This window comes from Paeniglutamicibacter antarcticus (assembly GCF_039544305.1).
GTDB classification, from domain to species: Bacteria; Actinomycetota; Actinomycetes; order Actinomycetales; family Micrococcaceae; genus Paeniglutamicibacter; species Paeniglutamicibacter antarcticus_C.
In genome coordinates this window covers 87,818-113,638 of the sequence record NZ_BAABLK010000015.1, presented here as the reverse complement: position 1 = coordinate 113,638, position 25,821 = coordinate 87,818, and the positions used below count along the sequence as shown (strand labels likewise).

The 25,821-nt window shown below is 63.2% G+C and carries 22 protein-coding genes and 1 tRNA gene; 20 read left to right on the top strand and 3 right to left on the bottom strand.

All coding sequences use genetic code 11. The annotated features are described in order from the left end of the window. Positions 1-81: 81 nt before the first annotated feature. The 3 genes from cls to ABEA12_RS04285 form a co-directional block, all read right to left on the bottom strand. Positions 82-1,590, bottom strand: coding sequence for a cardiolipin synthase (cls, locus tag ABEA12_RS04295; RefSeq protein WP_210100390.1), 1,509 nt, complete (start codon positions 1,588-1,590; stop codon positions 82-84). Between the two features lie 101 nt (positions 1,591-1,691). Further along, positions 1,692-3,158, bottom strand: a complete 1,467-nt coding sequence (locus ABEA12_RS04290) for a carboxylesterase/lipase family protein (protein WP_210100391.1) — start codon at positions 3,156-3,158, stop codon at positions 1,692-1,694. A 513-nt stretch (positions 3,159-3,671) separates the two neighbouring features. Continuing rightward, positions 3,672-3,747 (bottom strand) — tRNA-Arg (locus ABEA12_RS04285). Between the two features lie 196 nt (positions 3,748-3,943). Between ABEA12_RS04285 and argS the strand changes: the two genes are divergently transcribed. The 20 genes from argS (at position 3,944) to ABEA12_RS04185 (ending at position 25,712) form a co-directional block, all read left to right on the top strand. Next, positions 3,944-5,584 (top strand): arginine--tRNA ligase, encoded by a 1,641-nt coding sequence (argS, locus tag ABEA12_RS04280; RefSeq protein ID WP_210102513.1) that lies wholly within the window; start codon positions 3,944-3,946, stop codon positions 5,582-5,584. Positions 5,585-5,592: 8 nt separating this feature from the next. Further along, entirely contained in the window at positions 5,593-7,014 is a 1,422-nt protein-coding gene (lysA, locus tag ABEA12_RS04275; RefSeq protein ID WP_210100392.1) for a diaminopimelate decarboxylase, read from the top strand. A 7-nt stretch (positions 7,015-7,021) separates the two neighbouring features. Beyond that, positions 7,022-8,308: a homoserine dehydrogenase gene (locus tag ABEA12_RS04270; protein ID WP_210100393.1), complete on the top strand. Its 1,287-nt coding sequence runs from the start codon at positions 7,022-7,024 to the stop codon at positions 8,306-8,308. After that, on the top strand, positions 8,309-9,409 hold the full coding sequence (thrC, locus tag ABEA12_RS04265) for a threonine synthase (RefSeq protein WP_210100394.1): 1,101 nt from the start codon (positions 8,309-8,311) through the stop codon (positions 9,407-9,409). Between the two features lie 35 nt (positions 9,410-9,444). Further along, positions 9,445-10,380, top strand: a complete 936-nt coding sequence (gene thrB / locus ABEA12_RS04260) for a homoserine kinase (protein ID WP_210100395.1) — start codon at positions 9,445-9,447, stop codon at positions 10,378-10,380. 309 nt (positions 10,381-10,689) lie between these two features. Continuing rightward, positions 10,690-13,050 (top strand): transcription termination factor Rho, encoded by a 2,361-nt coding sequence (gene rho / locus ABEA12_RS04255; RefSeq protein WP_210100396.1) that lies wholly within the window; start codon positions 10,690-10,692, stop codon positions 13,048-13,050. Positions 13,051-13,181: 131 nt separating this feature from the next. Continuing rightward, positions 13,182-14,267, top strand: coding sequence for a peptide chain release factor 1 (prfA, locus tag ABEA12_RS04250; RefSeq protein ID WP_210100397.1), 1,086 nt, complete (start codon positions 13,182-13,184; stop codon positions 14,265-14,267). 5 nt (positions 14,268-14,272) lie between these two features. Next, positions 14,273-15,142: a peptide chain release factor N(5)-glutamine methyltransferase gene (gene prmC, locus ABEA12_RS04245; protein WP_210100398.1), complete on the top strand. Its 870-nt coding sequence runs from the start codon at positions 14,273-14,275 to the stop codon at positions 15,140-15,142. 21 nt (positions 15,143-15,163) lie between these two features. Beyond that, the gene (locus ABEA12_RS04240) at positions 15,164-16,087 is read left to right on the top strand and encodes an L-threonylcarbamoyladenylate synthase (protein WP_210100399.1); all 924 of its coding nucleotides are present in this window, start codon (positions 15,164-15,166) and stop codon (positions 16,085-16,087) included. Next, on the top strand, positions 16,084-17,202 hold the full coding sequence (locus ABEA12_RS04235; protein ID WP_210100400.1) for an MraY family glycosyltransferase: 1,119 nt from the start codon (positions 16,084-16,086) through the stop codon (positions 17,200-17,202). Before ABEA12_RS04240 ends, ABEA12_RS04235 begins: the two co-directional genes overlap by 4 nt. A gap of 167 nt (positions 17,203-17,369) precedes the next feature. Then, complete coding sequence (locus tag ABEA12_RS04230) at positions 17,370-17,867, top strand: hypothetical protein (protein WP_210100401.1); 498 nt, start codon at positions 17,370-17,372, stop codon at positions 17,865-17,867. A 313-nt stretch (positions 17,868-18,180) separates the two neighbouring features. Further along, the gene (gene atpB, locus ABEA12_RS04225; protein WP_210100402.1) at positions 18,181-18,987 is read left to right on the top strand and encodes a F0F1 ATP synthase subunit A; all 807 of its coding nucleotides are present in this window, start codon (positions 18,181-18,183) and stop codon (positions 18,985-18,987) included. Positions 18,988-19,083: 96 nt separating this feature from the next. Next, the gene (locus ABEA12_RS04220) at positions 19,084-19,299 is read left to right on the top strand and encodes a F0F1 ATP synthase subunit C (RefSeq protein WP_210100403.1); all 216 of its coding nucleotides are present in this window, start codon (positions 19,084-19,086) and stop codon (positions 19,297-19,299) included. 76 nt (positions 19,300-19,375) lie between these two features. Further along, positions 19,376-19,930, top strand: a complete 555-nt coding sequence (locus tag ABEA12_RS04215) for a F0F1 ATP synthase subunit B (protein WP_210100404.1) — start codon at positions 19,376-19,378, stop codon at positions 19,928-19,930. After that, positions 19,930-20,742 (top strand): F0F1 ATP synthase subunit delta, encoded by an 813-nt coding sequence (locus tag ABEA12_RS04210; protein ID WP_210100405.1) that lies wholly within the window; start codon positions 19,930-19,932, stop codon positions 20,740-20,742. Before ABEA12_RS04215 ends, ABEA12_RS04210 begins: the two co-directional genes overlap by 1 nt. Positions 20,743-20,857: 115 nt before the next feature. Further along, positions 20,858-22,495 carry a F0F1 ATP synthase subunit alpha gene (gene atpA / locus ABEA12_RS04205; RefSeq protein WP_210100406.1) on the top strand — a complete coding sequence of 546 codons (1,638 nt, stop codon included), beginning with the start codon at positions 20,858-20,860 and terminating at the stop codon, positions 22,493-22,495. Between the two features lie 78 nt (positions 22,496-22,573). Beyond that, a complete protein-coding gene (locus ABEA12_RS04200) occupies positions 22,574-23,467 on the top strand; it encodes a F0F1 ATP synthase subunit gamma (RefSeq protein ID WP_210100407.1) in 894 nt (297 codons plus the stop codon). 55 nt (positions 23,468-23,522) lie between these two features. Continuing rightward, positions 23,523-24,980 carry a F0F1 ATP synthase subunit beta gene (gene atpD / locus ABEA12_RS04195; protein WP_210100408.1) on the top strand — a complete coding sequence of 486 codons (1,458 nt, stop codon included), beginning with the start codon at positions 23,523-23,525 and terminating at the stop codon, positions 24,978-24,980. A gap of 2 nt (positions 24,981-24,982) precedes the next feature. Next, positions 24,983-25,267: a F0F1 ATP synthase subunit epsilon gene (locus tag ABEA12_RS04190; RefSeq protein WP_210100409.1), complete on the top strand. Its 285-nt coding sequence runs from the start codon at positions 24,983-24,985 to the stop codon at positions 25,265-25,267. 7 nt (positions 25,268-25,274) lie between these two features. Then, complete coding sequence (locus tag ABEA12_RS04185) at positions 25,275-25,712, top strand: DUF2550 domain-containing protein (protein WP_345466557.1); 438 nt, start codon at positions 25,275-25,277, stop codon at positions 25,710-25,712. Positions 25,713-25,821 lie beyond the last annotated feature (109 nt).

Here is a 25,821-nt window from a genome sequence, read left to right as displayed (position 1 = left end):
GGGCGTCGCCGAGGTCGTGCATTCCACCCGGGGGTGGGCCTGGGACTGCGTCAACCACCGCTGCGGAGCGGACCCGGGGGCCTACTGCAGCGCGGAGGTCAGGCGGGCGAGGTTGTCCAGCACGGTGGAGCGCAAGGGCTGCTTGAGCCACTCACCGAGCGTCAGCAAACGGCTGGCTTCGCGGTATTCGTCCTCTACGGCGCGCATCTGCGCAACGAAACCGGCGTCGCGCACCAGCATCGAAACCTCCATGTTCAGGCCGAACGAGCGCATGTCCATGTTGCTGGACCCGATCAGGGCCACGTCGGAATCGATGGTGAAATGCTTGGCATGCAAGATGTACGGCGCCGGGTACAAGTAGATCCGCACCCCGGCGCGCAGCAGCTCCTCGTAGTAGGAGCGTTGCGCGTGGTAGACCAGCGCCTGGTCCCCGATCTCGGAGACGAACAGGTCAACTGGAACATTCCGGGCGACCGCCGAGGTGATCGCGTAGAGCAGCGACTCGTCGGGCACAAAGTAGGGCGAGGTGATCACTACCCGTTCCTGTGCCGCATGGATCATGCCCAGGAACAGGCGAAGGTTGTTCTCTTTCTCGAAGCCCGGGCCCGAGGGCACCACCTGGGTGAGCATGGTCCCTGGATGCTCACGATGATCGACCACCGCTCCGCTGAGCCGCAGCAACGAGTCGCCGCTGGGCACCGCTTCCTTCCGGCGCACACCAATGGTGAGGGCTTCGCCGGTTTCGGAATACCAGTCGGAAATGAACACGGCATCTAGCGCGGAAACCCCCGGCCCATGCAGCTCAACAACCAGTTCCTTCCACTTCAGGCCGCGGGCAATGTTCTTCTTCACGTTGTAGTCCCGCGAAATCATGTTCAACGAACCCATGTATCCCACGACGCCGTCGATGACCAGGATCTTGCGGTGGTTGCGCAAATCGGGACGCTGGAACTTGCCCTGCAGCGGAAGCAGCGGAAGCATCAGGGTCCAGCGGGCGCCCATCTCATCGAGCCGGGCCTTGGTCTGCCTGTAGTGCGCTTTGCCGCGCGAGGCCCAGTGGTCCAGCAGGACGTTGACCCGAACACCGCGTTTGACCGCCCGTTCCAGCGCATTGAAGAACTCCGCGGTCGTCGCATCGTCGCTGAGGATGTAGAACTGCACATGCACGTAGTCTGTGGCAGAGTCCACCGCCTGCGTCATGGCGGCGATGGTTTGCTCGTAGTTGCCCAGCAGCCGCCCGGAATTCCCGGCCAGCAGCGGCAGCCCGCCGTAAGTGGTGTTCATCTCGACCAACGAATTGAACCATGCCGGGTTGCCTATGCGGGTGTCCGGGCGGTGTTCCTTCGCCGCGACCTCGCGCATGAAGGAGTTTATTTCACTCTGCACCTCGCGGCGCTTGCGCGGAAGCTTGGGGGAGCCGATGAGCAGGAAGACGATGACCCCGACGTAGGGGATCAGGAAGATGGCCAGCAACCAGGCCATGCCCGAGGTCGGCCGGCGATTGCGCGGCACGAATATTATGGCAAGCACACGAATGACCAAATCAATGACCAATAACGCGGCTGCCCACCACCAGGCACCTGTAAACATATTTTCAACTTTCCCCGAATCCCGACAGCATGTTCCTTAGGTACGCTAGCCGATGAGCGTATTGGGGAGAGGCCATTGTTGCGCGACACGGGTCCCGGTCCTCAGTCCAGGGCGGCGGCCTCGTCCTCACGCGGGGAGAGCACCACCGGGTTTTTCTTCCCGTCAAAGGTCTTCACCGGGCGGCGAAGGTCCCACGCGGGCCAGTCCGCGACGCCCCGTGTGGCGAAACACACCCAGATTTCATGCATTGCGCTGGCAAGGGAGTGCGGGGCTGTATCTCCGACCAGTGCGATGGCATCCTCGGCGTCCAGGTTGTCAAAGACAAACGGCAGTTCGGTGCCGTGGGCTGCACCGAGCCCGGACACGGGGCTCGGCCAAGCGAACTCGTACACATGGGTGGAGGCCTGGGCATAATGGCGGGCATCGGCAAGCTTGTACATGGGAACCCTCAGCAGCATGTCGGTGGCCAACGCCCCCAGGACCTCTGCGGAGCTTTCGGCAGGACGGTTCCGGGCGAAGAGCTTGTGGGCGTCGCGCGGGACCCCGGCCTTGCGGTGCAACAACCCCAGCTGAATCCCTGTGGGTTTGGCGTCGTATCCCGAGTGGGCCAGCCATAGCCGGGCCTCCGCAGTGGTGGTGCCCATCAGCAGGGGGATCTCCTTGGCGGCACCGGCAAGCAGCGCCTGGAACGGATCGGCAGGGACGAACGGAGCCTTGATCGCCACCGAGTAGGAGGGACCGCCCTCCAGGGGGTTGGAGCCCGGAGCTACCTTCGACTGTGCCCGCACCAGTTCGGCCGGGGAACGGGAACAAAACCCATCCCGCGTGGCCGCGATGCCAAGCTCGGCGGCGATCTTGCGGGTTATTTCTCCGGCATGCTTCACCGGCTGCGCCGCCAGCGGGGCGCTTTGGATAATGGCGCGGGAGACCAAGGACACGGCGCGGGGGTGGGCCAGCAGGGCTGCGACGAGGGATCCTCCGGCGGAATGGCCCATGAGCGTAACCCGCCCGTGGTCCCCGCCAAAGGAGGCGATATTGGCCTTGACCCATTCCAGTGCCGCCATGACATCGGCCAGGCCAAGGTTCAACGGCGCATCCTTGAGCACGGAGAAACCCTCGGCGCCCAGCCGGTAGTTGGCCGCGACGAAGATGACGCCGTCACGGGCGAAGTTGGACCCGTCGTAGCCCGGCAGCGCATTGGATCCATGTTGCAGCGATCCGCCGTGGATCCATAGCAATACCGGTCTCAGCGCGGAGCCGTTCATCGCCGGTGCGAAGATGTTCAGGTTCAGGGACTGCTCCCCGGAAATGATGCGGGTGGGCAGCAACTTTCCCAATGTACCCGGGTAAGGGGCCTGGGCAGAGGTGGGACCGTGCTTGGTGGCGGAAAACGGTGTTCTCCACGAGGCAGGGAGGATGGGAACCGCGAAGCGCTGCTCGCCGACGGGGGCACTGGCATAGGGGATGCCCAGGAAGCGTTCGACGGATCCGGACAGGACGCCTTCCACCGGACCGCTTGGCGTGTCGCGTATCAGCGAGACCCCGGAGGTATCACCAGCAGCGCCCATGATGACCACTTTTCTGTTCCAGCACCAACAATCTTAAAGCCACACTAGCCGCGGTGGGGCCCAAGCGGCAGGGGGAGGAGCCTTTCTTGGTGCTGGAGATCGACACCAACCCCGGAGCGGCACACCGGGTTCCCGATGCAGTTCGGCTTCTCCGGCTGTCGCGGTCCCAAACGGTCCGAGGTGCCCGGCAAGAGGCAGCATCGAGGATGTTTGGCCATGTCACGGATGGGTGTGGGGCAAGACACGCACGTTCAATTGGTGGCCCGACGGGCTGTGGCTGTAGTGTCGTGGGTAGCCAAAGCACCTTTTCTCAAAGGAGCGGCGGTTAGGCCCCCGTGGAGATTCGCCGTCACCACGGGGGCTGCTTAATTTAAATGAGCCATGGTCTGTTCAGCCTTGAATTCCAGGGGTCGTTGCAACGGGCAGGTTTGGCCGGCCGCAGGCAGGCTGTTGCGGGCATGAAAAAGACTCCTGTCCGCCCAGCCTGGGCTGGATGAACAGGAGTCTTTTCGATGGTGCCCTCGAAAGGATTCGAACCTTCGACCTTCCGCTCCGGAGGCGGACGCTCTATCCCCTGAGCTACGAGGGCGTTTGCCGGAAAAGCTATGCGGTTCATGGAACCATATCCGGCTGGGAACGTAGACGAGCTTAGCAGGTGCCAGGTGCGGAACAACAAATTGACCACCGGCCTGTCGCGTCCCGGTACACGAATCCGCGCCCGATGTGTGCGACGTCGCGCCGTCACATCGGCGCCCGCGGTCCGCGGCCCCGGTTATCCTTGGATGGTGACTCCTGAAGAACTCTCCACAGCCATTTCCGTTTGCCTCCGTGCCGCTCTCGACGCGGGGCAGATTTCCGTTGACGTACCCGAGAATGTGCGAGTGGAGCGACCGAAGAGTCGCGACCACGGTGACTGGGCCACCAACATCGCCCTGCAGCTGGGCAAGAAGGCGGGAATGGTCCCGCGCGACTTCGCCCAGGTCCTCGCCACCCGGCTGGCCGAAACCGCCGGGGTCGCCTCGGTGGACATCGCCGGCCCGGGCTTCCTGAACATCACACTCGAGGCCGGCGCCGCAGGCGAACTGGCCAAGACCATTGTGGAGGCCGGCGCCGCATACGGCACCAACCAGACACTGGTAGGACACGAGATCAACATGGAGTTCGTTTCCGCGAACCCCACCGGACCACTGCACATCGGCCACACCCGCTGGGCCGCCTTGGGCGATTCGATTGCCCGCGTGCTGGCGGCCAGCGGTGCGCACGTCACTTCCGAGTACTACATCAACGACGCTGGCAACCAGATGAACATCTTCGCGCTCTCGGTGTACAACCGCCTGCACGGACTGCCGGTCCCCGAGGGTGGCTACCCGGGCGGATATATCAAGGAACTTGCCGACGTGGTGGCCGACGCACACCCGGATATCCGCACACTCACCCAGGACGCCGCGTTGCCGATTGTCCGCCAGGCCGCCTACAAGGCGCAGATGGCTGACATCAAGGAGACGCTGAACGACTTCGGCGTCGAGTTCGACGTCTTCTTCTCCGAGCAGAAACTGCACTCCGCCGGAGCGGTCGCCGATGCCGTGGCCCGCCTGCGCGAACAGGGCCATATCGATGACACCGACGGTGCCGTCTGGCTGCGTACCACCGACTTCGGGGACGACAAGGACCGCGTGCTGATCCGTGCCAACGGGGAACCGACCTACTTCGCCGCGGACGCCGCCTACTACCTGTCCAAGAAGGACCGCGGCTTCACCGAGAAGATCTACCTGCTCGGTGCCGACCACCACGGTTACGTCAAGCGCCTGCAGGCCATCGCCGCCTGTGCCGGGGATGACGCAAATCTGAACATCGAGGTGCTGATCGGCCAGCTGATCTCCGTGAACGGAGCCCGGTTGTCCAAGCGCGCCGGAAACATCATCGAGCTGCGCGACTTGATCAACTGGCTCGGCGCCGACGCGCTGCGTTACTCGCTGGGCCGCTACCCGGCGGATTCGCCGATGACCATCGACCCGGAACAGCTCAAGAAGAACACCAATGACAACCCGGTGTTCTACGTCCAGTACGCCCACGCCCGCTCGCGTGCCGCCTCGCGCAACGCGGCGGAAAAGGGTGTCACGCGCGACGGCTTCGACGCCGCGCTGCTGGTGCACGAAACCGAAAATGACCTGCTGGCCGCCCTGGGCCAGTTCCCCTCGGTTGTCGCCCAGGCAGCCACCCATCGCGAACCCCACCGCGTGGCCCGCCACCTCGAAACGCTCGCAGGGGCCTATCATTCCTGGTACGCGGCCTGCCGCGTGACCCCGGTTGGCGAGGGCACCATCGAACCCATCCACTCGACCCGCTTGTGGCTCAACGACGCCACCACACAGGTCCTGGCCAACGGCCTTGACCTGCTGGGTGTCTCAGCACCGGAAAAGATGTAAGGAACCCCTTGGCTATTTCACCTCTCGCGCCGGCCTGGCTTTCATACCCCGCCGACGTCAATGAACTGCGCCCGATCCAATGGGCGGCCGGCGTCGCCCGGTCCGGATCCGGTGAACTTGCCGTCCAGGGCATCGAGGTTTCGACGCTGGCACAGGAATTCGGCACCCCGCTGTTCGTGCTGGACGAGGACGACTTCCGTGCCCGCGCCCGAGGCTTCAAGCACGCCTTCGACGAAGCGTTCAAGGACCTGTGCGGCGGGGTCGATGTCTACTACGCCGGCAAGGCGTTCCTGAGCACCGAGGTGGCCCGCTGGGTCACCGCCGAGGGTTTGCGCCTGGACACTAGCTCCGGAGGGGAAATGGCGGTGGCCCGCGTCGCGGGGGTCCCGGCAGCCAACCTCTCGCTGCACGGGAACAACAAGTCGGTCACCGAGATCCGCACCGCGCTTGAAGCCGAAATCGGCCGCATCGTCGTGGATTCCCTTGACGAGCTCGAGCGCGTTGCCCAGATCGCCAAGGTCACCGGCAAGCGTGCCAACGTGATGCTGCGCCTGACCCCCGGGGTGCACGCCAGCACCCACGAGTTCATTGCCACCGCGCACGAGGACCAGAAGTTCGGCCTCTCGATGATCCCGGTCGGCGAGGAAGATTCCCCGGCCGAGGCCGCTGTCGCCTATGCGTTGGGCAACGCGGAACTGAACCTGCTGGGACTGCATGCGCACATCGGATCGCAGATCTTCGAGGCGGAGGGCTTTGCCCTGGCAGCACAGAAGATGATGGGCTTCCTGGCCCGGATCAAGGCGGTCCACGGCGTTGAACTTCCCGAACTCGACTTGGGCGGAGGCTACGGCATTGCCTACACCGAGGCCGACACCCCGCGCGAGCCGACGGAACTGGCCGCGGCCATGGCCTACGTGGTGAAGGCCACCGCCGCCGAACTGGGCATCGGGATCCCGCGGATCTCCATCGAACCCGGACGCGCGATCGCCGGGCCCTCGACCTTCACCCTCTACGAGACCGGGGTGCGCAAATCCGTCCAAGTGGAAACCCCCGAGGGCACCCTGGAACCACGGCGCTACGTTTCGGTGGACGGCGGGATGAGCGACAATGCCCGCCCGGTGCTCTACGACGCGGACTACACGGCGGTGCTGGCCTCGCGTGTGACGGAAAGTGAACCGATTGTTTCCCGCGTGGTTGGCAAACACTGTGAATCCGGTGACATAGTCGTACGGGACGTTTACCTGCCCGAGGATGTCGCCGCCGGCGACCTGCTGGCGGTACCCGGCACCGGGGCGTATTGCTGGGCATTGTCCAGCAACTACAACTACTTGGGCCGACCCGGCGTGGTGGCGGTGCGCGAGGGCGTCGCCCGCGCCATTATCCGTAGGGAAACCGAAGCCGATCTGTTGGCCCGCGACTTGGGAGCATAGTACATACGTGAAGACATTGAAGGTGGCCCTGCTGGGCTGCGGCAACGTGGGAGCCCAAGTGGCCCGCATCCTCCTTACCGACGCGGAGGTGCTGGCCGACCGGGCCGGTGCCACCCTTGAACTGACCGGCATCGCCGTGCGCAACATCGGTGCCAAGCGCGATGTCGAGGTTCCCGCCGATTTGTTCACCACCGACGCCGAGGCGCTGATCGATGAGTCCGACATCGTCATCGAGCTGCTCGGCGGCATGGAACCGGCAAGTTCCTTGATCCGCCGGGCGCTTTCGCGCGGGGCCTCGGTCATCACCGGGAACAAGGCACTGCTCGCCGCCCAAGGCGGGGAGCTGAACGCCTTGGCGTTTGAAAACAATGCACAATTGCGCTATGAAGCTGCCGTCGCCGGAGCCATCCCGATCCTGCGCCCGATCATGGACTCGCTTTCCGGGGACAAGATCACCAAGGTCATGGGCATCGTCAACGGCACCACCAACTTCATCCTCGACGCGATGGATTCCACCGGCGCGCAGTTCGACGACGTTCTCAAAGAAGCACAGGACCTTGGCTACGCCGAGGCGGACCCGACGGCCGACGTCGGGGGACACGACGCCGCGTCCAAGGCCGCGATCCTCGCCTCGTTGGCCTTCCACACCGACTTCGCCTTCGAAGACGTGCACTGCGAAGGCATCACCAAGATCACTGCCGCGGATGTGGCTGCGGCCAAGGACGCAGGCATGGTCATCAAGCTGCTGGCCATCGCCGAGCGGTCCGAGGCGGGCATCGGGGTGCGAGTTCACCCCACGTTGCTGCGTCGCACCCACCCGCTTGCCGCCGTCCACGGTGCCTTCAACGCCGTCTTCGTCGAGGCAGAGAACGCCGGGGAACTGATGTTCTACGGCGCCGGCGCAGGGGGAGCGCCCACGGCCTCGGCCGTCATGGGAGACACTGTCGCGGTGGCCCGTCGCATGGCCTCCGGCGGCCCGCTGCCGGCGATCTCCGCGCAGCAGCCGGTCAAGGTCATGGACTTCTGTGACATCACCACCAGCTACTGGATCGGCCTGGAAGTCAACGACGAGCCCGGCGTGCTGGCATCGATTGCGCAGATCTTCGCCAGCAATGGGGTTTCCATCGAGACGCTGCGCCAGGACTCGAACCCGGAATCCAACGCAGGCACCGCTGAGCTGCTCCTAGTCACCCACCGTTCCACCGAAAAGGCGCTTGCCGCCACCTTGGCAGCCGTCGCCGATCTGGCCGCCATCAAAGAAGTAACATCCGTTTTGCGAGTTGAAGGAAACTAAGTGGCCCACCAGTGGCGCGGAGTCATCCGCGAATATGCCCAACGCCTGCCCGTCGATGAAAACACCCGGATCATCACCCTGGGCGAGGGCGGCACCCCGTTGGTGTTCGCCCCGGCACTGAGCGAACTCACCGGCTCCGAGGTCTACCTCAAGGTCGAAGGCATGAACCCGACAGGATCCTTCAAGGACCGCGGGATGACCATGGCCATGACAGCAGCGGTCGCAGCCGGGGCCAAGGCAGTGGTGTGCGCCTCCACCGGAAACACCTCGGCCTCCGCCGCCGCCTACGCTACCTCGGCCGGACTCACCTGTGCGGTGCTGGTTCCGGACGGCAAGATCTCCATGGGCAAGCTCTCCCAGGCGATCGCCCACGGAGCACAGTTGCTGCAGGTGGACGGCAACTTCGACAACTGCCTGGAGGTCGCCCGCAAGCTCAGCGAAAACTACCCGGTGTTCCTGGTGAACTCGGTGAACCCGGCACGCATCGAAGGCCAGAAGACCGGAGCCTTCGAGGTCGTCGACTCCTTGGGCGACGCCCCCGACTACCACGTGCTGCCGGTGGGCAACGCGGGGAACATCACCGCCTACTGGAAGGGTTACAAGGAGTACGCCTCGGAGTACACCAACCAGGGAGGCCAGGTGCTGGCCCCGGTGTCCACCAAGACCCCGATCATGTGGGGCTTCCAGGCAGCCGGAGCGGCACCGATCGTGCTGGGCCACCCGGTGACCGAACCGGACACCATCGCCACCGCCATCCGCATCGGCAACCCGGCTTCGTGGATGCAGGCCGAAGAAGCCCGCGATGACTCCGGGGGAATCATCGATTCGGTGACGGATGCCGAAATTTTGAACGCCCATCGGTGGCTCTCCGCCCGCGAGGGCGTCTTCGTGGAACCAGGATCCGCCGCAGGCGTTGCCGGACTGATCAAGCACCACGCGGCGGGCAATGTGCCGACGGGCAAGAAGATCGTCATCACCGTCACCGGCCACGGACTGAAGGACCCGGACTGGGCGCTGAAGACCGAGGACGGTACCGCGGTGACCCCGACCAAGGTCGGGTTCGACGTCGTGTCGGTGGCCTCGGCCCTCGGCCTGGCCTAGTCCCGGATTACCAAAGCAAGGGAAACCAGCACTTCATGGCACAGATCCAAGTTGGACAGTCCATTGCCGTGCACGTGCCGGCCACCAGCGCGAACCTGGGTCCCGGGTTCGACGTGCTGGGCCTGGCGCTCTCGGTGTGCGACACCCTGGTGGCTCACACCGTGGCGGCGCCGGGGGTTGAAGTAATCGTCACCGGCGAGGGCGCCGAATCGCTGCCCACTAACGAGACGCACCTGATCGCCAAGACCATCTTGGAGCGCTGGGCCGAACTGGGCTTTGAGCCGTGCGGCCTTCGCCTGGAGGCCACCAACAACATCCCGCATGGCCGAGGGATGGGATCCAGCGCCGCGGCCATGGTCAGTGCGTTGGCCATGGCCAACGCACTGCTGCCGGCCGTCTCGCAAGTCGGGACCGAAGAGATCTTCCAGGACGCTTCGCGCTGGGAGGGCCACCCGGACAACGTCGCCCCTGCCGTTTACGGTGGGCTGACGCTCTCTTGGACCACCGACGCCGGCTACGGCACGGTGCAAGGGGTGCTGCACCCGGACATCGTCCCGGTCATCGCGATCCCCGACATCGAGCTGTCCACGGCAACTGCCCGCGGGTTGCTGCCCGCCACCGTGGGGCACGCAGTGGCCGCGGCCAACGGGGGACGGGTCGGGTTGCTGATCCATGCGCTCGCGCATGATCCGGCGTCACTGTTGGTGGGTACGGAGGACTTCTTGCACCAGTCCTTCCGCGCCCCGGCCATGGAGCAGAGCTCATTGCTCATTGCGCAGCTGCGTGCCGAAGGCCACGCGGCAGTGATTTCCGGTGCGGGCCCCACGGTGCTGGTGCTTTGCGACGGAGAATCCCGCGCGCAGGAGGCCTCCGAAGCGATTTCCGCCTTTGCCTCAAGGAACCCGAACCCCGTTTGGCGTGTCCGGATTGAATCCGTGCCGCCAACGGGTGTTAGAGTAGAACTGCTCTAGCACCCGCCTGAAAAGAACCATCCGGATTTCATTGGATGTTTCATTGCGTTTAGTGCAGCCATCAATTCCTTCCTTCGCCACGGCGAGCGGATCTTTGGGAATTCGATCACCACAAACCGTTTTCGCTAGGCGAGCAGGCACACCCACATCATCCGATTGAACCCGCCAACACCGTTGGTGATTCAATCCCCTGGTGTTTCTCACGATCGACCGACGCACTGGCCGCCTGACACGCGGCGGTGCATGGCCGAACCTTTTTCCGCATCTGACGCGGTAACAAGGGGCAGTTAAAAGTTGCGGATCTCTCTGATGCGATCCGCCCGACGAGGGGAAGGAACCTTCGTGACCGAAACCACCAGCCTGAATGCAGGCGTGGAAGAAGACAGCGCATCCAAGGGCGGCGGACTTGCCGGCCTGAAACTTGCTCAACTGCAGGTGCTTGCGTCCCAGCTGGGTATCACCGGCGGTTCGCGGATGCGGAAAAACGATCTTGTCACCGCGATCTCCAACCACCAACGCGGTGGTTCGGTAGCCGACCGTGACGCAAAGGCAGAGTCGAAGTCCGAGGCCAAGGCCCCGGCAAAGACCGAGGGCAAGGCGTCTGCTAAGACCGCAGCCAAAGCCCCGGTAAAGACCGAGGCCAAGGCACCGGCAAAGGCGGCGAAGAAGCCTGTCCAGGCTGACTCCGAGAACGAAGCGGTCCCGGCCGCCGAGGCAAAGACCGACGCACCCCCGGTTCGTCGTACCCGTAGCCGTCGCGCCGATTCCAGCGGAACCGCGTCCCCGGCGACCGAGAGCGCGCCTGCCCGGGCCGCCGAGCAGCCAGCCACCGAATCCGCCGATTCCACCGCACCGGAGACGAAGTCGGCCGCAGCCCAGGGCACCGAGTCGCAGGATGCCACGGAGCGTCCGACTCGCCGCAATACCCGCAACCGCCGCGCCGAGTCCACCGGAACGACCTCCACCGAAGCCCCTGCCGAAGCCGCACCGGCTTCCGAGCAGGCATCGGAGGAGTCATCGGACTCGAACCAGGACAACAACGAATCCCGTAACGACCGCGGTGATCGCAACGACCGCAGCGAACGCAACCGCAACCGTAGGGACCGCAACCGCAACCGTCGCGAGAACAACAACGACTCCGAGCACGGTGAGAACACCGAATCCCCGGAGGACAAGTCCGGCGAGTCGAAGTCGCATGACTCCAAGTCGCAAGATGTAAAGTCCAACGACTCCAAGTCCAGTGATCGCTCGAAGGACTCGAAGTCCAACGAGAGTTCAGAGGACAGGGCAACCAACCGCCGCGAGCGCAACCGTGAACGCAACGAGCGCAACCGTGAACGCAACCGCGACCGCAATGAGCGCGGAAACGATCGCAACGAGCGCGGAAACGATCGCAATGACCGCGGAAACGACCGCAATGACCGCGGAAACGACCGCAATGACCGGAACGATCGCGGCAACCGCAGCAACCGCCGAGGCCGCAACCAGCCCGATGTCGATGACACCGAGTTCAACGATTCGGACGTTTTGCTGCCGGTTGCGGGCATCCTGGACGTGTTGGACAACTACGCCTTCATCCGCACCTCCGGCTACCTCGCCGGCCCGTCGGACGTGTACGTCACGCTGAACCAGGTCAAGAAGTACAACCTGCGCAAGGGCGACGCCGTGGTTGGTGCCATCCGTGCACCGCGCGAGAACGAGAACGCCAGCTCGCGTGCCAAGTTCAACGCGCTGGTCAAGCTCACCGCGATCAACGGCAAGCCTGCCGAGGAGAACACCAACCGCGTTGACTTCTCCAAGCTGGTCCCGCTGTACCCGACCGAACGCCTGCGCCTGGAAACCGACCAGAAGCTCATCGGCCCCCGCGTCATCGACTTGGTTGCCCCGATCGGCAAGGGCCAGCGCGGCCTGATCGTTTCCCCGCCCAAGGCCGGCAAGACGCTGATCCTGCAGTCGATCGCGAACGCCATCACCGTCAACAACCCTGAGGTCCACCTCATGATGGTTCTTGTCGACGAGCGTCCCGAAGAAGTCACTGACATGCAGCGCACCGTCAAGGGCGAGGTCATTGCCTCGACCTTCGACCGCCCGGCAGATGACCACACCACCGTCGCCGAGCTCGCCATCGAGCGCGCCAAGCGCCTGGTGGAAATGGGTATGGACGTCGTGGTCCTGCTGGACTCGATGACCCGCCTGGGCCGCGCATACAACCTGGCGGCCCCGGCCTCGGGACGTATCCTCTCCGGCGGTGTCGATTCCTCGGCACTGTACCCGCCCAAGCGCTTCTTCGGTGCTGCCCGCAACATCGAAAACGGCGGCTCGCTGACCATCCTTGCCACCGCTCTGGTAGAGACCGGCTCCAAGATGGATGAAGTCATCTTCGAGGAGTTCAAGGGCACCGGCAACATGGAACTGCGCCTGTCCCGCAAACTTGCCGACAAGCGCATCTTCCCCGCGGTCGATGTCAACGAATCCGGCACCCGCCGCGAAGAGAAGCTGGTTTCCCCCGAGGAAATCAAGATCATGTGGCGCCTGCGTCGCGTGCTCTCGGGGCTCGATACCCAGCAGGCGCTGGAAACTCTGACCGGAAAGATCCGTGAGACCGCCTCGAATGCCGAGTTCCTGATGGTCATCAACAAGACCACGCTGGCCTCCAAGCTCGACGCCTAGCTGCGTTTCACGCCCAGTTTCACCGCACCCGGTCATCCGGTACGCGGTGAAACTGGGCGTTGGTCGTTAACCCCGTCAATGCATTTCGTTCCCTACACTGGGAACCAGTCGTAGTGAAAGAAGTTGAAAGCATGTTTGAGTCCGTACAGGTCCTGCTCGATGAGCACGCCGCCCTCCAGGCCCGTCTCTCTGATCCCGCCGTCTACCAGGACCAGGCGATGGCCCGCAAGCTTGGCCGCCGCTCGGCGGAGCTCAACGGAATCGTCGAGGCCCACAAGCGCTGGAAGCAGTCCTCCGAGGACCTCGAGGCCGCCCGCGAGATGGCAGACGAGGACCCGGACTTCGCCGAGGAAGTCGTCCAGCTCGAGAAGACCCTGCCCATCCTGGAGGAGAAGCTCACCCGCCTGCTGATCCCGCGCGACCCCAACGACTCGCGCGACGTGATACTCGAGGTCAAGGGCGGGGAAGGCGGAGACGAGGCGGCACTGTTCGCGGCGGACCTGTTGCGCATGTACACCCGCTATGCGGAGCACATGGGTTGGAAGACCGAGTTGCTCTCCTTCAACGAGTCGGACCTCGGCGGCTACAAGGACGCGCAGATGGCCATCAAGGGCAAGTCGAACGACCCGGCGCAGGGCGTCTACGCGCACCTGAAGTTCGAGGGCGGGGTGCACCGCGTCCAGCGCGTGCCCGTCACCGAGTCCCAGGGCCGCATCCACACCTCGGCGGCCGGCGTGCTGGTGCTGCCGGAGGTCGATGAGCCAGAGGAAGTGGACATCCACGCCAACGACCTCAAGGTCGACGTGTACCGTTCCTCGGGCCCGGGCGGGCAGTCCGTGAACACCACCGACTCCGCGGTGCGCCTGACCCACATCCCCACGGGCATCGTGGTGGCCATGCAGAACGAGAAGTCGCAGATCCAGAACCGCGAGGCCGCCATGCGCGTGCTGCGCTCACGCCTGCTGGCCCACCAGCAGGAAATCATCGACGCGGAGAACTCCGACATCCGCAAGTCCCAGGTGCGCACCATGGACCGCTCCGAGCGCATCCGCACCTACAACTACCCGGAAAACCGGATCGCGGACCACCGCACCGGGTACAAGGCCTACAACCTTGACCACGTGATGAACGGCGAGCTGGAACCGCTGATCAACTCCTGCATCGAAATGGATGAGCAGGACCGCCTGAACGCCATTGGCGGAGACAAGGACAAGTAACCTTGGTGACGCAGCCGCGAACCGGCACGCCGCTGGCCCAGGCGCTTCACACGGCGCAGCTTACGCTTGCAGCAGCCGGCGTTCCCTCCCCGCGGGTGGACGCCGAGTTGCTGGCGGTCCATGTCCTGGGCATCTCCCGCGGCGAGCTGGCCACCTCGGTGATGCTCGATGCTACCTTCGCGGATACGCAGGCCGCACGGTTCGCTGAGCTCGTCGCCAAGCGGGCCACCCGCCTGCCGCTGCAGCACCTGACCGGGGTCGCGCATTTCCGGTACCTGGAACTGGCCGTGGGCCCTGGGGTGTTCGTGCCGCGGCCGGAAACCGAGACGGTGGTCCAACATGCCATCGACGCCGCAGCTGGCATCGAGCACCCGGTCATGGTCGATCTGGGCACCGGCTCCGGTGCCATCGCCGGATCGCTTGCCCACGAGGTGCCCCACGCCAAGGTCTACGCCGTGGAACTTTCCGATCAGGCCTACCCCTACGCCAAACGCAACCTCGAGCCCCTGGGCGTTGAACTGGTGAAGGGAGACCTGAGGGACGCCTTCGGACAGCTGGATTCAAGGTGCGACGTGGTGGCGTCCAACCCGCCCTACATCCCCGCCAACGCGGTGCCGCGCGAACCCGAGGCCCGGGATCACGATCCGCACATGGCGTTGTACGGGGGAGGTGCGGACGGCATGGTCCTGCCCAATGCCGCACAATCCACCGCGGCACGGCTGCTGCGCCCCGGAGGCTACTTCATCATGGAACACGCCGAGGTCCAGGCCGAGGCGATTGCGGCGATGTTTGCCGCCTCCGGCGCCTGGGACCAGGTGTGCACCCACCAAGACCTGAACGGCAGGAACCGGGCAACCAGCGGCATCCGACGCTAGCCACCCACGAACCATGGAAGAATGACACACGTGACTTCACGTTTTGATGCCCGCGATCCCCAGGAACTTGAGGCTGGTCTTGAGGCTGCACGCGCCGCCCTGGCCCAAAGCCGCTGCGTGGTGATGCCCACCGACACCGTCTACGGCATTGCCGCCGACGCGTTTTCGTCCCAGGCCGTGGCGACCCTGCTTGCCGCCAAGGGGCGCGGCCGCTCCATGCCGCCACCGGTGCTGATCGCGCAGGCATCGACGCTCGACGGTTTGGCAGTGGATGTTCCCGCCGGCGCACGCAAGCTCGCCGACGAATTCTGGCCCGGGGCGCTGACCCTGATCCTGCACGCCCAGCCGTCCCTGGCCTGGGACCTGGGGGAGACCCGCGGCACCGTTGCGTTACGTGTTCCCGATGACGAAGTCGCCCGCGCGTTGCTGCGCGCCACCGGACCGCTTGCGGTTTCCTCGGCGAACCGCACCGGCACCCCGGCCGGGGCAACAGCCGCCGCCGCGTTCGAGCAGCTCGGTGAGACCGTGGAGGTCTACCTCGAGGACGGGGCGCGCCCGGTATCCGGTGAGGCACTGAGCTCCACCATCATCGACTGCACCTTGGACCCGCCGCGCATTGTACGTGTCGGCGCGTTGTCCCTCGAAGCACTTCGTGCCGTCATCCCGGAGCTGCTCGACAGCCACGGCCAGGCCGATCCGTCGATCACCGCCGATTCCACCGCGGATTCGCTCCTGGACGGCAGTGGCCCTGACGGACCCGTTGCCGAAACGGACCGGAGCCCCGGCAACGACGGAACCGAGTTCGGTGCACCGGAAACGGATATCGTCCACGAATCCGGTTCCGATCTGCCAATGACGATCAACACCGATGCCCAAGGCACCGACGTCCAAGACACCGACGGCCAAGACGGCGACGGACCAGGGGAGTCCGCCCGGGCGTCATGAGTAGCTACCTCCTGCTGATCGGGGTCACGTTCATGACCTCGTATCTGCTCACTCCGTTGCTCCGGGTCCTGGGCGTGTACCTCATGCCCCCGACCCCTGTGCGCGCCAGGGACTTCCACCGCACACCCACGCCCAAGCTCGGCGGGGTCGCCATCATCGGCGCCCTGTACCTGGGGGTCTCGTTGGCCTGGCAGATCCCGTTCTTCTCAGGGATCTTCAGGTCGCCCGAACCCATAAAGGGCGTATTGATCGCCCTGGGCATCATCTTGGTGATGGGGGTTCTGGATGACCTGATCGATTTGAAGTGGTGGATCAAGCTCATTGGCCAGATCGCCGTCGGGCTGGTCATCGTCTCGCACGGGATCTTGCTCAAGGCGCTGCCGGTGGGCACGCTGCACTTCGATTCCACGGTGCTCCAGGTCATCGTGACGGTGCTGATCATCGTGGGCACGATGAACGCGATCAACTTCGTCGACGGACTGGACGGCCTGGCTGCGGGAATATCGGCCATCGGGGCCGCAACCTTCTTTGTATACAGCTACCTGCTGACCACCCGCGTCAGTGCCGAGGACTACGCCAACTTCTCTGCGCTGCTCTGCGCCGTGCTGCTCGGTGCCACGCTCGGCTTCCTGCCGCATAACTTCCAGCCCGCATCCATCTTCATGGGTGAGACCGGGGTGCTGGCCATCGGGCTGCTATTCGCTGTGGCGACGCTCGCGGTCACCGGGGACGTGCTGGGGGACGACGCCTTCCGTTTCCGCAACGTCCCGGCCTTCATGCCGGTGATCCTGCCGGTCGCCGTGATCGTGCTGCCCTACCTTGACCTGTTGATGTCGGTGATCAGGCGGACGGCCAAGTTCAAGTCCCCGTTCAGCGCCGACCGCGGGCACATCCACCACCGGCTGGTGGACCTCGGGCACAGCCCGCGGGCAGTGGTCCTCATCTTGTACCTCTGGGCGCTGCTGATTGCCTCGGGGGTCGTTGTCATCTCCTTGGCCAACCGAGCGATCGCCATCCCGCTCTATGTTGCGGCCTTCATTTGCGTGACGTTGCTCACCTGGTGGCCGTGGGTTGGCAAGCTCCGCGAGAAGAGTACCCAGCCCTCCGGGGAATAGTCTCCGGCTTGGTCGGTTTATTGTCCGGGCAACGGGTCGAGCCACTCTTCTATCTCGTGTAGAATTCGAGAGTCCGCTTCACCGCGGAGCACCCCCCTAAGCAATCTCCATGTCGTGCATGTGCCGGTTCAAAACAGGCGCTGCTGTATACAAGGGAACTGGAACACATGACCAAGCCGGAACGCGGTTCCAAGGCCGATGGTGCGCTGGTCGCATCCTCGGCTCCGCGTTCCCCGTGGCTGGGGATCCTCAAGACCTGCCTCGCCTACACCGTTGGTGTTGGCTTGGTGGCCTGCCTTGTTGCGTGGCCCGTGTTCGGCGCAACTGAAGCGGGCTCGCTCGCCTTTGGGTGCGCGCTGATCGTCGTGTTCTTCGGTGTCAGCCTGCTGGTCGCCGAATGGGCGGGGCGCTATCACAGCTCCTGGGCCATTCCGGCGTTCTTGTTCATGTACGTTGCCAAGCTCGTCGCCATGGCGTTGCTTGTCATCTTCTCCGGTCTGCCTCACTGGGTCCTGGTTCCCTACTTCATGTGGGGTGCCCTGGGGTCCTTGGTTCTTTGGCAAGCGGGGGAGATCCGCGCTTTTTCGAAGGCAAGGCTTCCCATTTTCAACACCGAGGAACCTTCGTCCCCGGCTTCGGCCGGAGGCGGGAATGGACAACCCTGAAACCGCACCCGGACAGGGGCCTAATCCGGCCCCCGCCCGAGAGTATGTCAACTACGCAATTGGCGGGCTCATAGCGTGGGGTTTGATAGGGTGGGGTCTGGATCTTTTGCTGGACACCCGCTGGATTGCTTTCCTCGGTGCGCTGCTAGGCGCAACTGCAGGATTGTTTCTGGCTCGCCACCATGTGCGGCATCGACGCCGCGGGTTTCCGCCACACGATGAGATCGACCATTAGAACTTCACACGGTGTGCGGTGCACTGCGCCGAAACACCGAATTTGCCCCACGACCGAAACTGCAGAGAGGACAGCGCGTTGACCGCGTTTGCGCTTCCGACGGCCACAGAACCATATATCCCGCCGTCGATATCCGACACCCACCTTCCTGAGGTGCTGCCCTGGTTAGCCGAGTACGGTACCGGTTTCGGCAAGCAGATGATCATGATCATCCTTTCGGTCATTTTGATCGTGTGGTTCTTCAAGGCCGCCATCAAGAATCCGAAGCTTGTTCCAGGCAAGACACAGTTCCTGGCCGAAAGTGCCTACGGCTTCGTCCGCAACGGCATCGGCCGCGACATCATCGGCGAAAAGAACTTCCGCCCATGGGTCCCGCTGCTGTTCGCCACCTTCTTCTTCGTGTTGCTGAACAACCTGTTCGGGGCTATCCCGTTCCTTCAGCTTCCTTCCTTCTCCCACGCGGGCTCCGCCTATGCCATGGCGCTCATCATCTATGGCACCTGGATCGCAGTCGGCGTGAAGAACCACGGCATCCGCTACTTCAAGCTGGCCGTTGTCCCCTCGGGCGTCCCTGGTTGGATCATGCCGCTGATGGTGCCGTTGGAGATCATTTCCAACTTCATCGTCCGCCCGTTGACCCACTCCTTGCGTCTGATGGCCACCATGCTTGCCGGCCACATGATCGTGATGCTTGCGGCAACCGGTGCACGCCACCTGATCGTGGTCCAGGATTCCCTGGCCATGAACGGTGTCGGCGTCCTGGTGATCGTCGGCTCGGTGGCAATGTACTTCCTTGAACTCTTGATCATGGTCCTGCAGGCGTTTGTCTTCGCCCTGCTGACCGCCATCTACATCCAGGGTGCCCTGGATGCAGACGCCCACTAAATAAGGGCCCGCTAGACCAGCAACACAGTTTTCCCCTTCAACAGGGAATGACCTCACAACCTGCCGACAAAGGGTCGGTATCTTGAAAGGAACGAAATGGAACTCCACGGCTCCCTTAACATGATCGGCTACGGCCTGGCAGCTATCGGCTCCGCCATCGGCGTGGGCATGATCTTCGCCGCCTACATCAATGGCGTAGCTCGTCAGCCGGAAGCACAGCGCATCCTGCAGCCCATCGCTCTGTTGGGCTTCGCCCTGACCGAAGCCCTTGCCATCCTGGGCTTGGTCTTCGCCTTCGTCATCGGCGCCTAGTTCCCTTTGGTGGTGGCCCTGCCACTGTCGCAGGCGCCATTGCAATTTGGAACTTAAGAGATAAGGAAGAGTGAGAATGATCAGCAACGAATTGATCCTCGCTGCAGATGCGGCCGCAAACCCGCTGCTTCCGAACCCGTGGGAAATTCTTGTCACCGCCGCAGGCTTTGCTGTCCTGCTGTTCTTGGTGGTCAAGTACATTGCCCCGGCATTCGAGAAGTCCTACCAGGACCGTGTCACGGCCATCGAGGGTGGACTTGAAAAGGCAGAAGCCGCACAGGCCGAAGCCACCGCCGTCCTGGAGCAGTACAAGGCCCAGCTGCTGGAAGCACGCACCGAAGCCAACCGCATCCGCGAGGACGCGCGAGAAGAAGGTGCCCTGATTCTTGCGGAACTCAAGACCAAGGCAGCGGACGAGTCGGCTCGGATCACCGAGCAGGCCCACCGCGCGATCGAAGCCGAGCGCATCGCAGCAGTTACCTCGCTGCGCAGCGAAGTCGGCACCCTAGCAACCTCGTTGGCTAGCAAGATCGTCGATGACGCTCTTGAGAATGACGAGCGTGCAGCTCGCGTGGTCGATACGTTCCTGGCCGATCTGGAAAACCAGCAGAACGCGGGTGCATCGAACTAATGGCAAGTGTATCGAGCGAGTCTCTGTCCGCGGCACTGACGTCGTTGGAAACCAAGCTTGCACATGCGTCCTTGGAATTGTCCGAAGAGCTGTTCGCGGCCCTCGGGGTCTTGGACAGCAACGCCGGCCTGCGTCGCGCACTGACTGATCCAGCCCGTTCGGCCCAAGACAAGGCCGGGATTGTTGCCCAGCTGCTGCGCGGAAAGATTTCGGCCCAGGCCGAAGCCACCGTTGCGGACCTGGCCTCCTCGCGCTGGAGCTCGGCACGAGACATTGGCGATGCACTGGAGATCCTGGCGGCAACTGCCGCCATCGCGGTCGCCGAGCGTCTTGACGGTTCCGCCGGCCTGGAGAGGCTCGAAGAAGACCTCTTCGCGTTCATCCGTGTTGTGGGTTCCAGTCACGATCTGCAGCGTGCCCTTGATGATGCGCAGGCAGCGACCCAAGCGAAGACCGCCCTGGCGCTCAAGCTTGTGCCGACTGCCGGTGCGGCATCTGCACTGCTGATCCGCCAGGCCGTCGCTTCGCCGCGCGGGCTCAAGCCCGTGGCATTGGTGGAGCGCTTCGTGGAATTGGTGGCAAAGCGTCAGGAACGTTGGATCGCCCAGGTGAGCGTCACTCGTGAGCTCACCGATGAGCAGTTTACGCGCCTGCAGGCAGGCCTGAACAACCTTTACGGCCGGGCACTGAACATCAACGTGGCCATTGACCCGGCACTCGTCGGCGGAATCCGCGTGAAGGTGGGCGATGAGGTTGTTGATGCAACCATCGCCACCCGCGTCTCGGATCTGCGCCGCAGGTTGGCAGGCTAGGCAGACGCCTTTACGGGTCTGCCTTGCCAGCCAGTCACCATAGACTGAATCAAATTTCGGTTGCCGCACACACAGTGTGCGTGGCAATCACAACTTAGGAGAGCAGGGACTGCAGATGGCCGATTTGACCATCAACGCCGACGACGTCCGCCATGCCTTGAATGAGTTCGCAGCGTCCTACGAACCGGGCAAAGCTGAGCGCACCGAGGTCGGCCGCGTAACCACGGCAAGTGACGGTATCGCCAAGGTGGAGGGTCTTCCCTCCGTCATGGCAAATGAGCTGCTTCGCTTCGAAGACGGCACCCTGGGCCTGGCCCAGAACCTTGACACCCGCGATATCGGTGTCGTCGTCTTGGGCGACTTCACCGGCATCGCCGAAGGCCAGCGTGTCGAGCGCACCGGCGAGATTCTCTCGGTTCCGGTGGGCGACGCCTTCCTGGGTCGCGTAGTTGACCCGCTGGGCGAGCCGATCGATGACCTGGGACCCATCGCGTCCACCGGTCGTCGCGCACTGGAGACCCAGGCCCCGGGGGTAACGCAGCGCAAGTCGGTTCACGAACCGCTGCAGACCGGCATGAAGGCCATCGACGCGATGATCCCGATCGGCCGTGGCCAGCGTCAGCTGATCATTGGCGACCGCCAGACCGGCAAGACCGCCTTGGCCGTGGATGCCATCATCAACCAGAAGGCCAACTGGGCTTCGGGGGACACCAACAAGCAGGTCCGCTGCATCTACGTGGCAATCGGTCAGAAGGCTTCGACCATTGCCGCAGTGCGCCAGACCCTTGAGGAGAACGGGGCGTTGGAGTACACGACCATCGTTGCTTCCCCGGCCTCTGACCCGGCTGGTTTCAAGTACTTGGCACCGTACGCCGGCTCGGCCATCGGGCAGCAGTGGATGTACGACGGCAAGCATGTCCTGATCGTCTTTGACGATCTTTCCAAGCAGGCCGAAGCGTACCGCGCCGTGTCGCTGTTGTTGCGTCGTCCGCCGGGACGCGAAGCCTACCCGGGCGACGTGTTCTACCTGCACTCCCGCCTGCTCGAGCGTTGTGCAAAGCTCTCCGACGAGCTCGGTGCCGGTTCGATGACCGGTCTTCCGATCATTGAAACCAAGGCAAATGACGTATCGGCCTTCATCCCGACCAACGTCATTTCCATTACCGACGGCCAGATCTTCTTGCAGTCGGACCTCTTCAACGCCAACCAGCGTCCAGCAGTGGACGTGGGTGTTTCGGTGTCCCGCGTTGGCGGTTCGGCACAGATCAAGGCCATGAAGAAGGTTGCCGGTACGTTGAAGCTGGAATTGGCCCAGTACCGCGACATGCAGGCCTTCGCCATGTTTGCCTCGGACCTGGATGCTGCTTCCAAGCAGCAGCTGACCCGTGGTGCACGCCTGATGGAACTGCTCAAGCAGGGCCAGTACGCACCGTTCCCCATCGAAGACCAGGTTGTCTCCGTCTGGGCCGGTACCAAGGGCTACCTCGACGATGTCCCTGTTGAAGACGTTCGCCGCTTCGAAACCGACTTCCTGGCTCACCTTCGCCACCGCACGAACGTGCTCACGGTGATTGCGGAGACCGGCAAGCTCGAGGACGAGACCGTTGAATCGCTTAAGACGGAGATCGTCTCCTTCAAGGAGGGCTTCTTCGGTGAAGGCGACGACGGACTCGTCGCCGCCGGCAACGAGGAATTCGATGCCATGGCCGAAGGTTCCGTCGACCAGGAAAAGATTGTCAAGCAAAAGCGCTGACATCACCTTTGAGTAAGGGTTGCCGCGCCGCGAAGCGCGGTGCGGCAACCCTTACAAAGGGATAAGGAAAGGACAAACATGGGAGCCCAGATTCGGGTCTACCGCCAGAAGATTGCATCGACAACGTCGATGGGCAAGATCTTCAAGGCGATGGAACTGATCGCTACTTCCCGTATTGGCAAGGCACGTGCGCGAGTCTCGGCTTCGCTGCCGTACGCCAATGCGATTACCCGTGCTGTTACTGCCGTCGCGTCACAGTCCGAAATCGATCACCCGCTGACCACCGAGCCGGAGTCAATCCGTCGCGCGGCAGTCCTGGTGATGACTTCGGACCGCGGACTCGCCGGTTCCTACTCCGCCGGCGTCTTGAAGCAGGCAGAGCACCTCGTTGAACTGCTCCACTCAGAAGGCAAAGACGTCAAGACCTACCTGGTCGGCCGCAAGGCCAAGGCGTACTTCGATTTCCGTGGACGCGACTACGCGAAGGTGTGGACCGGTGGAACCGACGCCCCGGAGTTTGAAACCGCACGCGAACTGCGCGAGGTCCTGCTCAGGGACTTCGCCGACGAATTTGAATCAGGTGGCGTGGATGAGATCCATGTTGTTTTCACCCAGTTCAAGTCGATGGTCGTACAGGAACCGACGGTTATTCGTTTGCTGCCGCTAGAGGTTGTCGAGGAGGAGTCCGAGACTCCTGCCGATGAACTGCTGCCGCTCTACGAATACGAGCCGGAACCGGAGGACGTGCTTGACGCACTGCTTCCGCGCTACATCGAGTCACGTATCTTCAACGCTATGTTGCAGGCAGCGGCTTCCGAGCTCGCAGCCCGCCAGCGCGCGATGAAGTCGGCTGGCGACAATGCCAACGACCTGATCAAGAAGTACACACGTCTTCGTAACAACGCCCGCCAGGCCGAGGTTACCCAGGAGCTTTCCGAAATCGTTGCCGGCGCTGACGCGCTGAACGCGTAACCGGTCTTTCCTACAGACTTACATCCACGCCATCTACACAAGTGAAGTGAGAGAGATGACTGCCCAACTTAACGAGCAGGGTACCGCTGCTACCACCGGTGCAACCGGTCGTATCGCACGCGTTATCGGCCCGGTTGTCGACGTCGAATTCCCCGCCGACTCCCTGCCGGCCATTTATAATGCTCTTACCGCTGAGATCACCCTCAACGGCGAGACCAAGACCATCACCTTCGAAACCAGCCAGCACCTCGGTGACTCGCTGGTTCGTGCGATCGCGCTTCAGGCCACCGACGGACTTGTCCGCGGTACCAACGTGATCGATACGGGTTCCGCGATCTCCGTGCCGGTAGGCGACGGAGTCAAGGGCCACATCTTCAACGTCCTGGGCGAGCCCTTGGATGTTCCGGCCTCGGAGATCCAGTTCACCGAGCGCTGGCCGATCCACCGCAAGCCCCCGAGCTTTGCGAGCCTTGAGGGTTCGACCGAAATGCTGGAAACCGGCATCAAGTCCATTGACCTTCTGACTCCTTACATCAAGGGCGGCAAGATCGGACTGTTCGGTGGTGCCGGCGTTGGCAAGACCGTGTTGATCCAGGAAATGATCACCCGTGTTGCCCGTAACTTCGGTGGTACCTCGGTATTCGCCGGTGTTGGCGAGCGCACCCGTGAAGGCAACGACCTCTGGGTCGAAATGGAAGAAGCCAACGTCCTGAAGGACACCGCCTTGGTGTTCGGCCAGATGGATGAGCCTCCGGGAACGCGTCTGCGCGTTGCCCTTTCGGCACTGACCATGGCGGAGTACTTCCGCGATGTGCAGAACCAGGACGTGTTGCTCTTCATCGACAACATCTTCCGCTTCACCCAGGCCGGTTCCGAGGTGTCGACCCTGTTGGGCCGCATGCCTTCGGCCGTGGGCTACCAGCCGAACCTTGCCGATGAGATGGGTCTCCTGCAGGAGCGCATCACCTCGACCAAGGGCCACTCGATCACCTCGATGCAGGCCGTTTACGTGCCTGCTGATGACTACACCGACCCGGCCCCCGCAGCGACCTTCGCCCACTTGGATGCGACCACGGAACTTTCCCGTGAAATCGCTTCGCGTGGACTGTACCCGGCCATCGATCCGCTGACCTCCACGTCGCGTATCCTTGACCCGCAGTACGTTGGTCACGAGCACTACAACACCGCAGTGCGCGTCAAGCAGATCCTCCAGAAGAACAAGGAACTGCAGGACATCATCGCTATCCTCGGTGTCGACGAACTCTCCGAAGAAGACAAGATCGTTGTATCGCGTGCTCGCCGCTTGCAGCAGTTCCTGTCTCAGAACACCTACACTGCCAAGCAGTTCACCGGTGTCGAGGGCTCGACGGTTGCCATCAAGGACACCATCGAAGGCTTCACAGCTATCTGCGACGGCGATGTCGACCACATCGCCGAGCAGGCATTCTTCAACATTGGCGGCATGGACGATGTCGAACGCCAGTGGGCCAAGATCCAGGAATCGACCAAGTAACCATGGCCGAACTCCAAGTCGAAATTGTTGCTGCCGATCACTTCGTGTGGTCCGGAGCCGCAAAACTGGTCAAGGGACGCACCAGCAGCGGCGAGATCGGGATCCTTCCCGGTCACGTTCCAATGTTGGCCGTCCTGGCTGCCGGTGATCTGGAAATCGATCCGGTTTCCGGGTCCCGGTTCACGGTCCAGGTAGACGGCGGGTTCTTCTCCGTTGATACCGACCGCGTCGTGATCGTTGCCGATAACGCTGTCATGGCAGATTCTGCCTCGGCAGGAACCCGATAGTCCTACCTTGAACGAACTCGGCATTCCTGTACTCATCGTATTGGCAGCACTGCTGCTTGTGATGATGTTCTTGGGTGCCATGGGAGTGCGCCGCATTCAGTTGCGGCGCACTCTTGGCACTTTCGACGCGTCCATCTCCACCACCCCCGGGAAGTGGATGATGGCCATTGCGCGTTACGGGCCCGGAGAGCTCGAGTTCCTCAAGCTCTTTTCGGTCTCCCCGATTCCTGTGCAACGCTTCGTCCGTTCCTCGATCCGTATCAACGCCTGGAGAGCGCCCGAAGAAGAAGAGAAGCACCTGGTGCAGCCAGGAAGCGTCATCGTCATGATGGGCTATGAAGACCGAGAGATCTTGATCGCCATGGACTACCAAACCTACAACGGACTCTCGGCGTGGTTGGAAGCCGGCCCCGTTGCCGGTGTCGGGACCTGGCGGCAGGACTGATCGAACAAGAAAAAGCCTGGGGCGGGATGATGAGATCATCCCGCCCCAGGCTTTTGTCTTCTTACGACGTCGCCGTTCAGTTACCGGAGCGGTTTATGCCCTTTCCCTG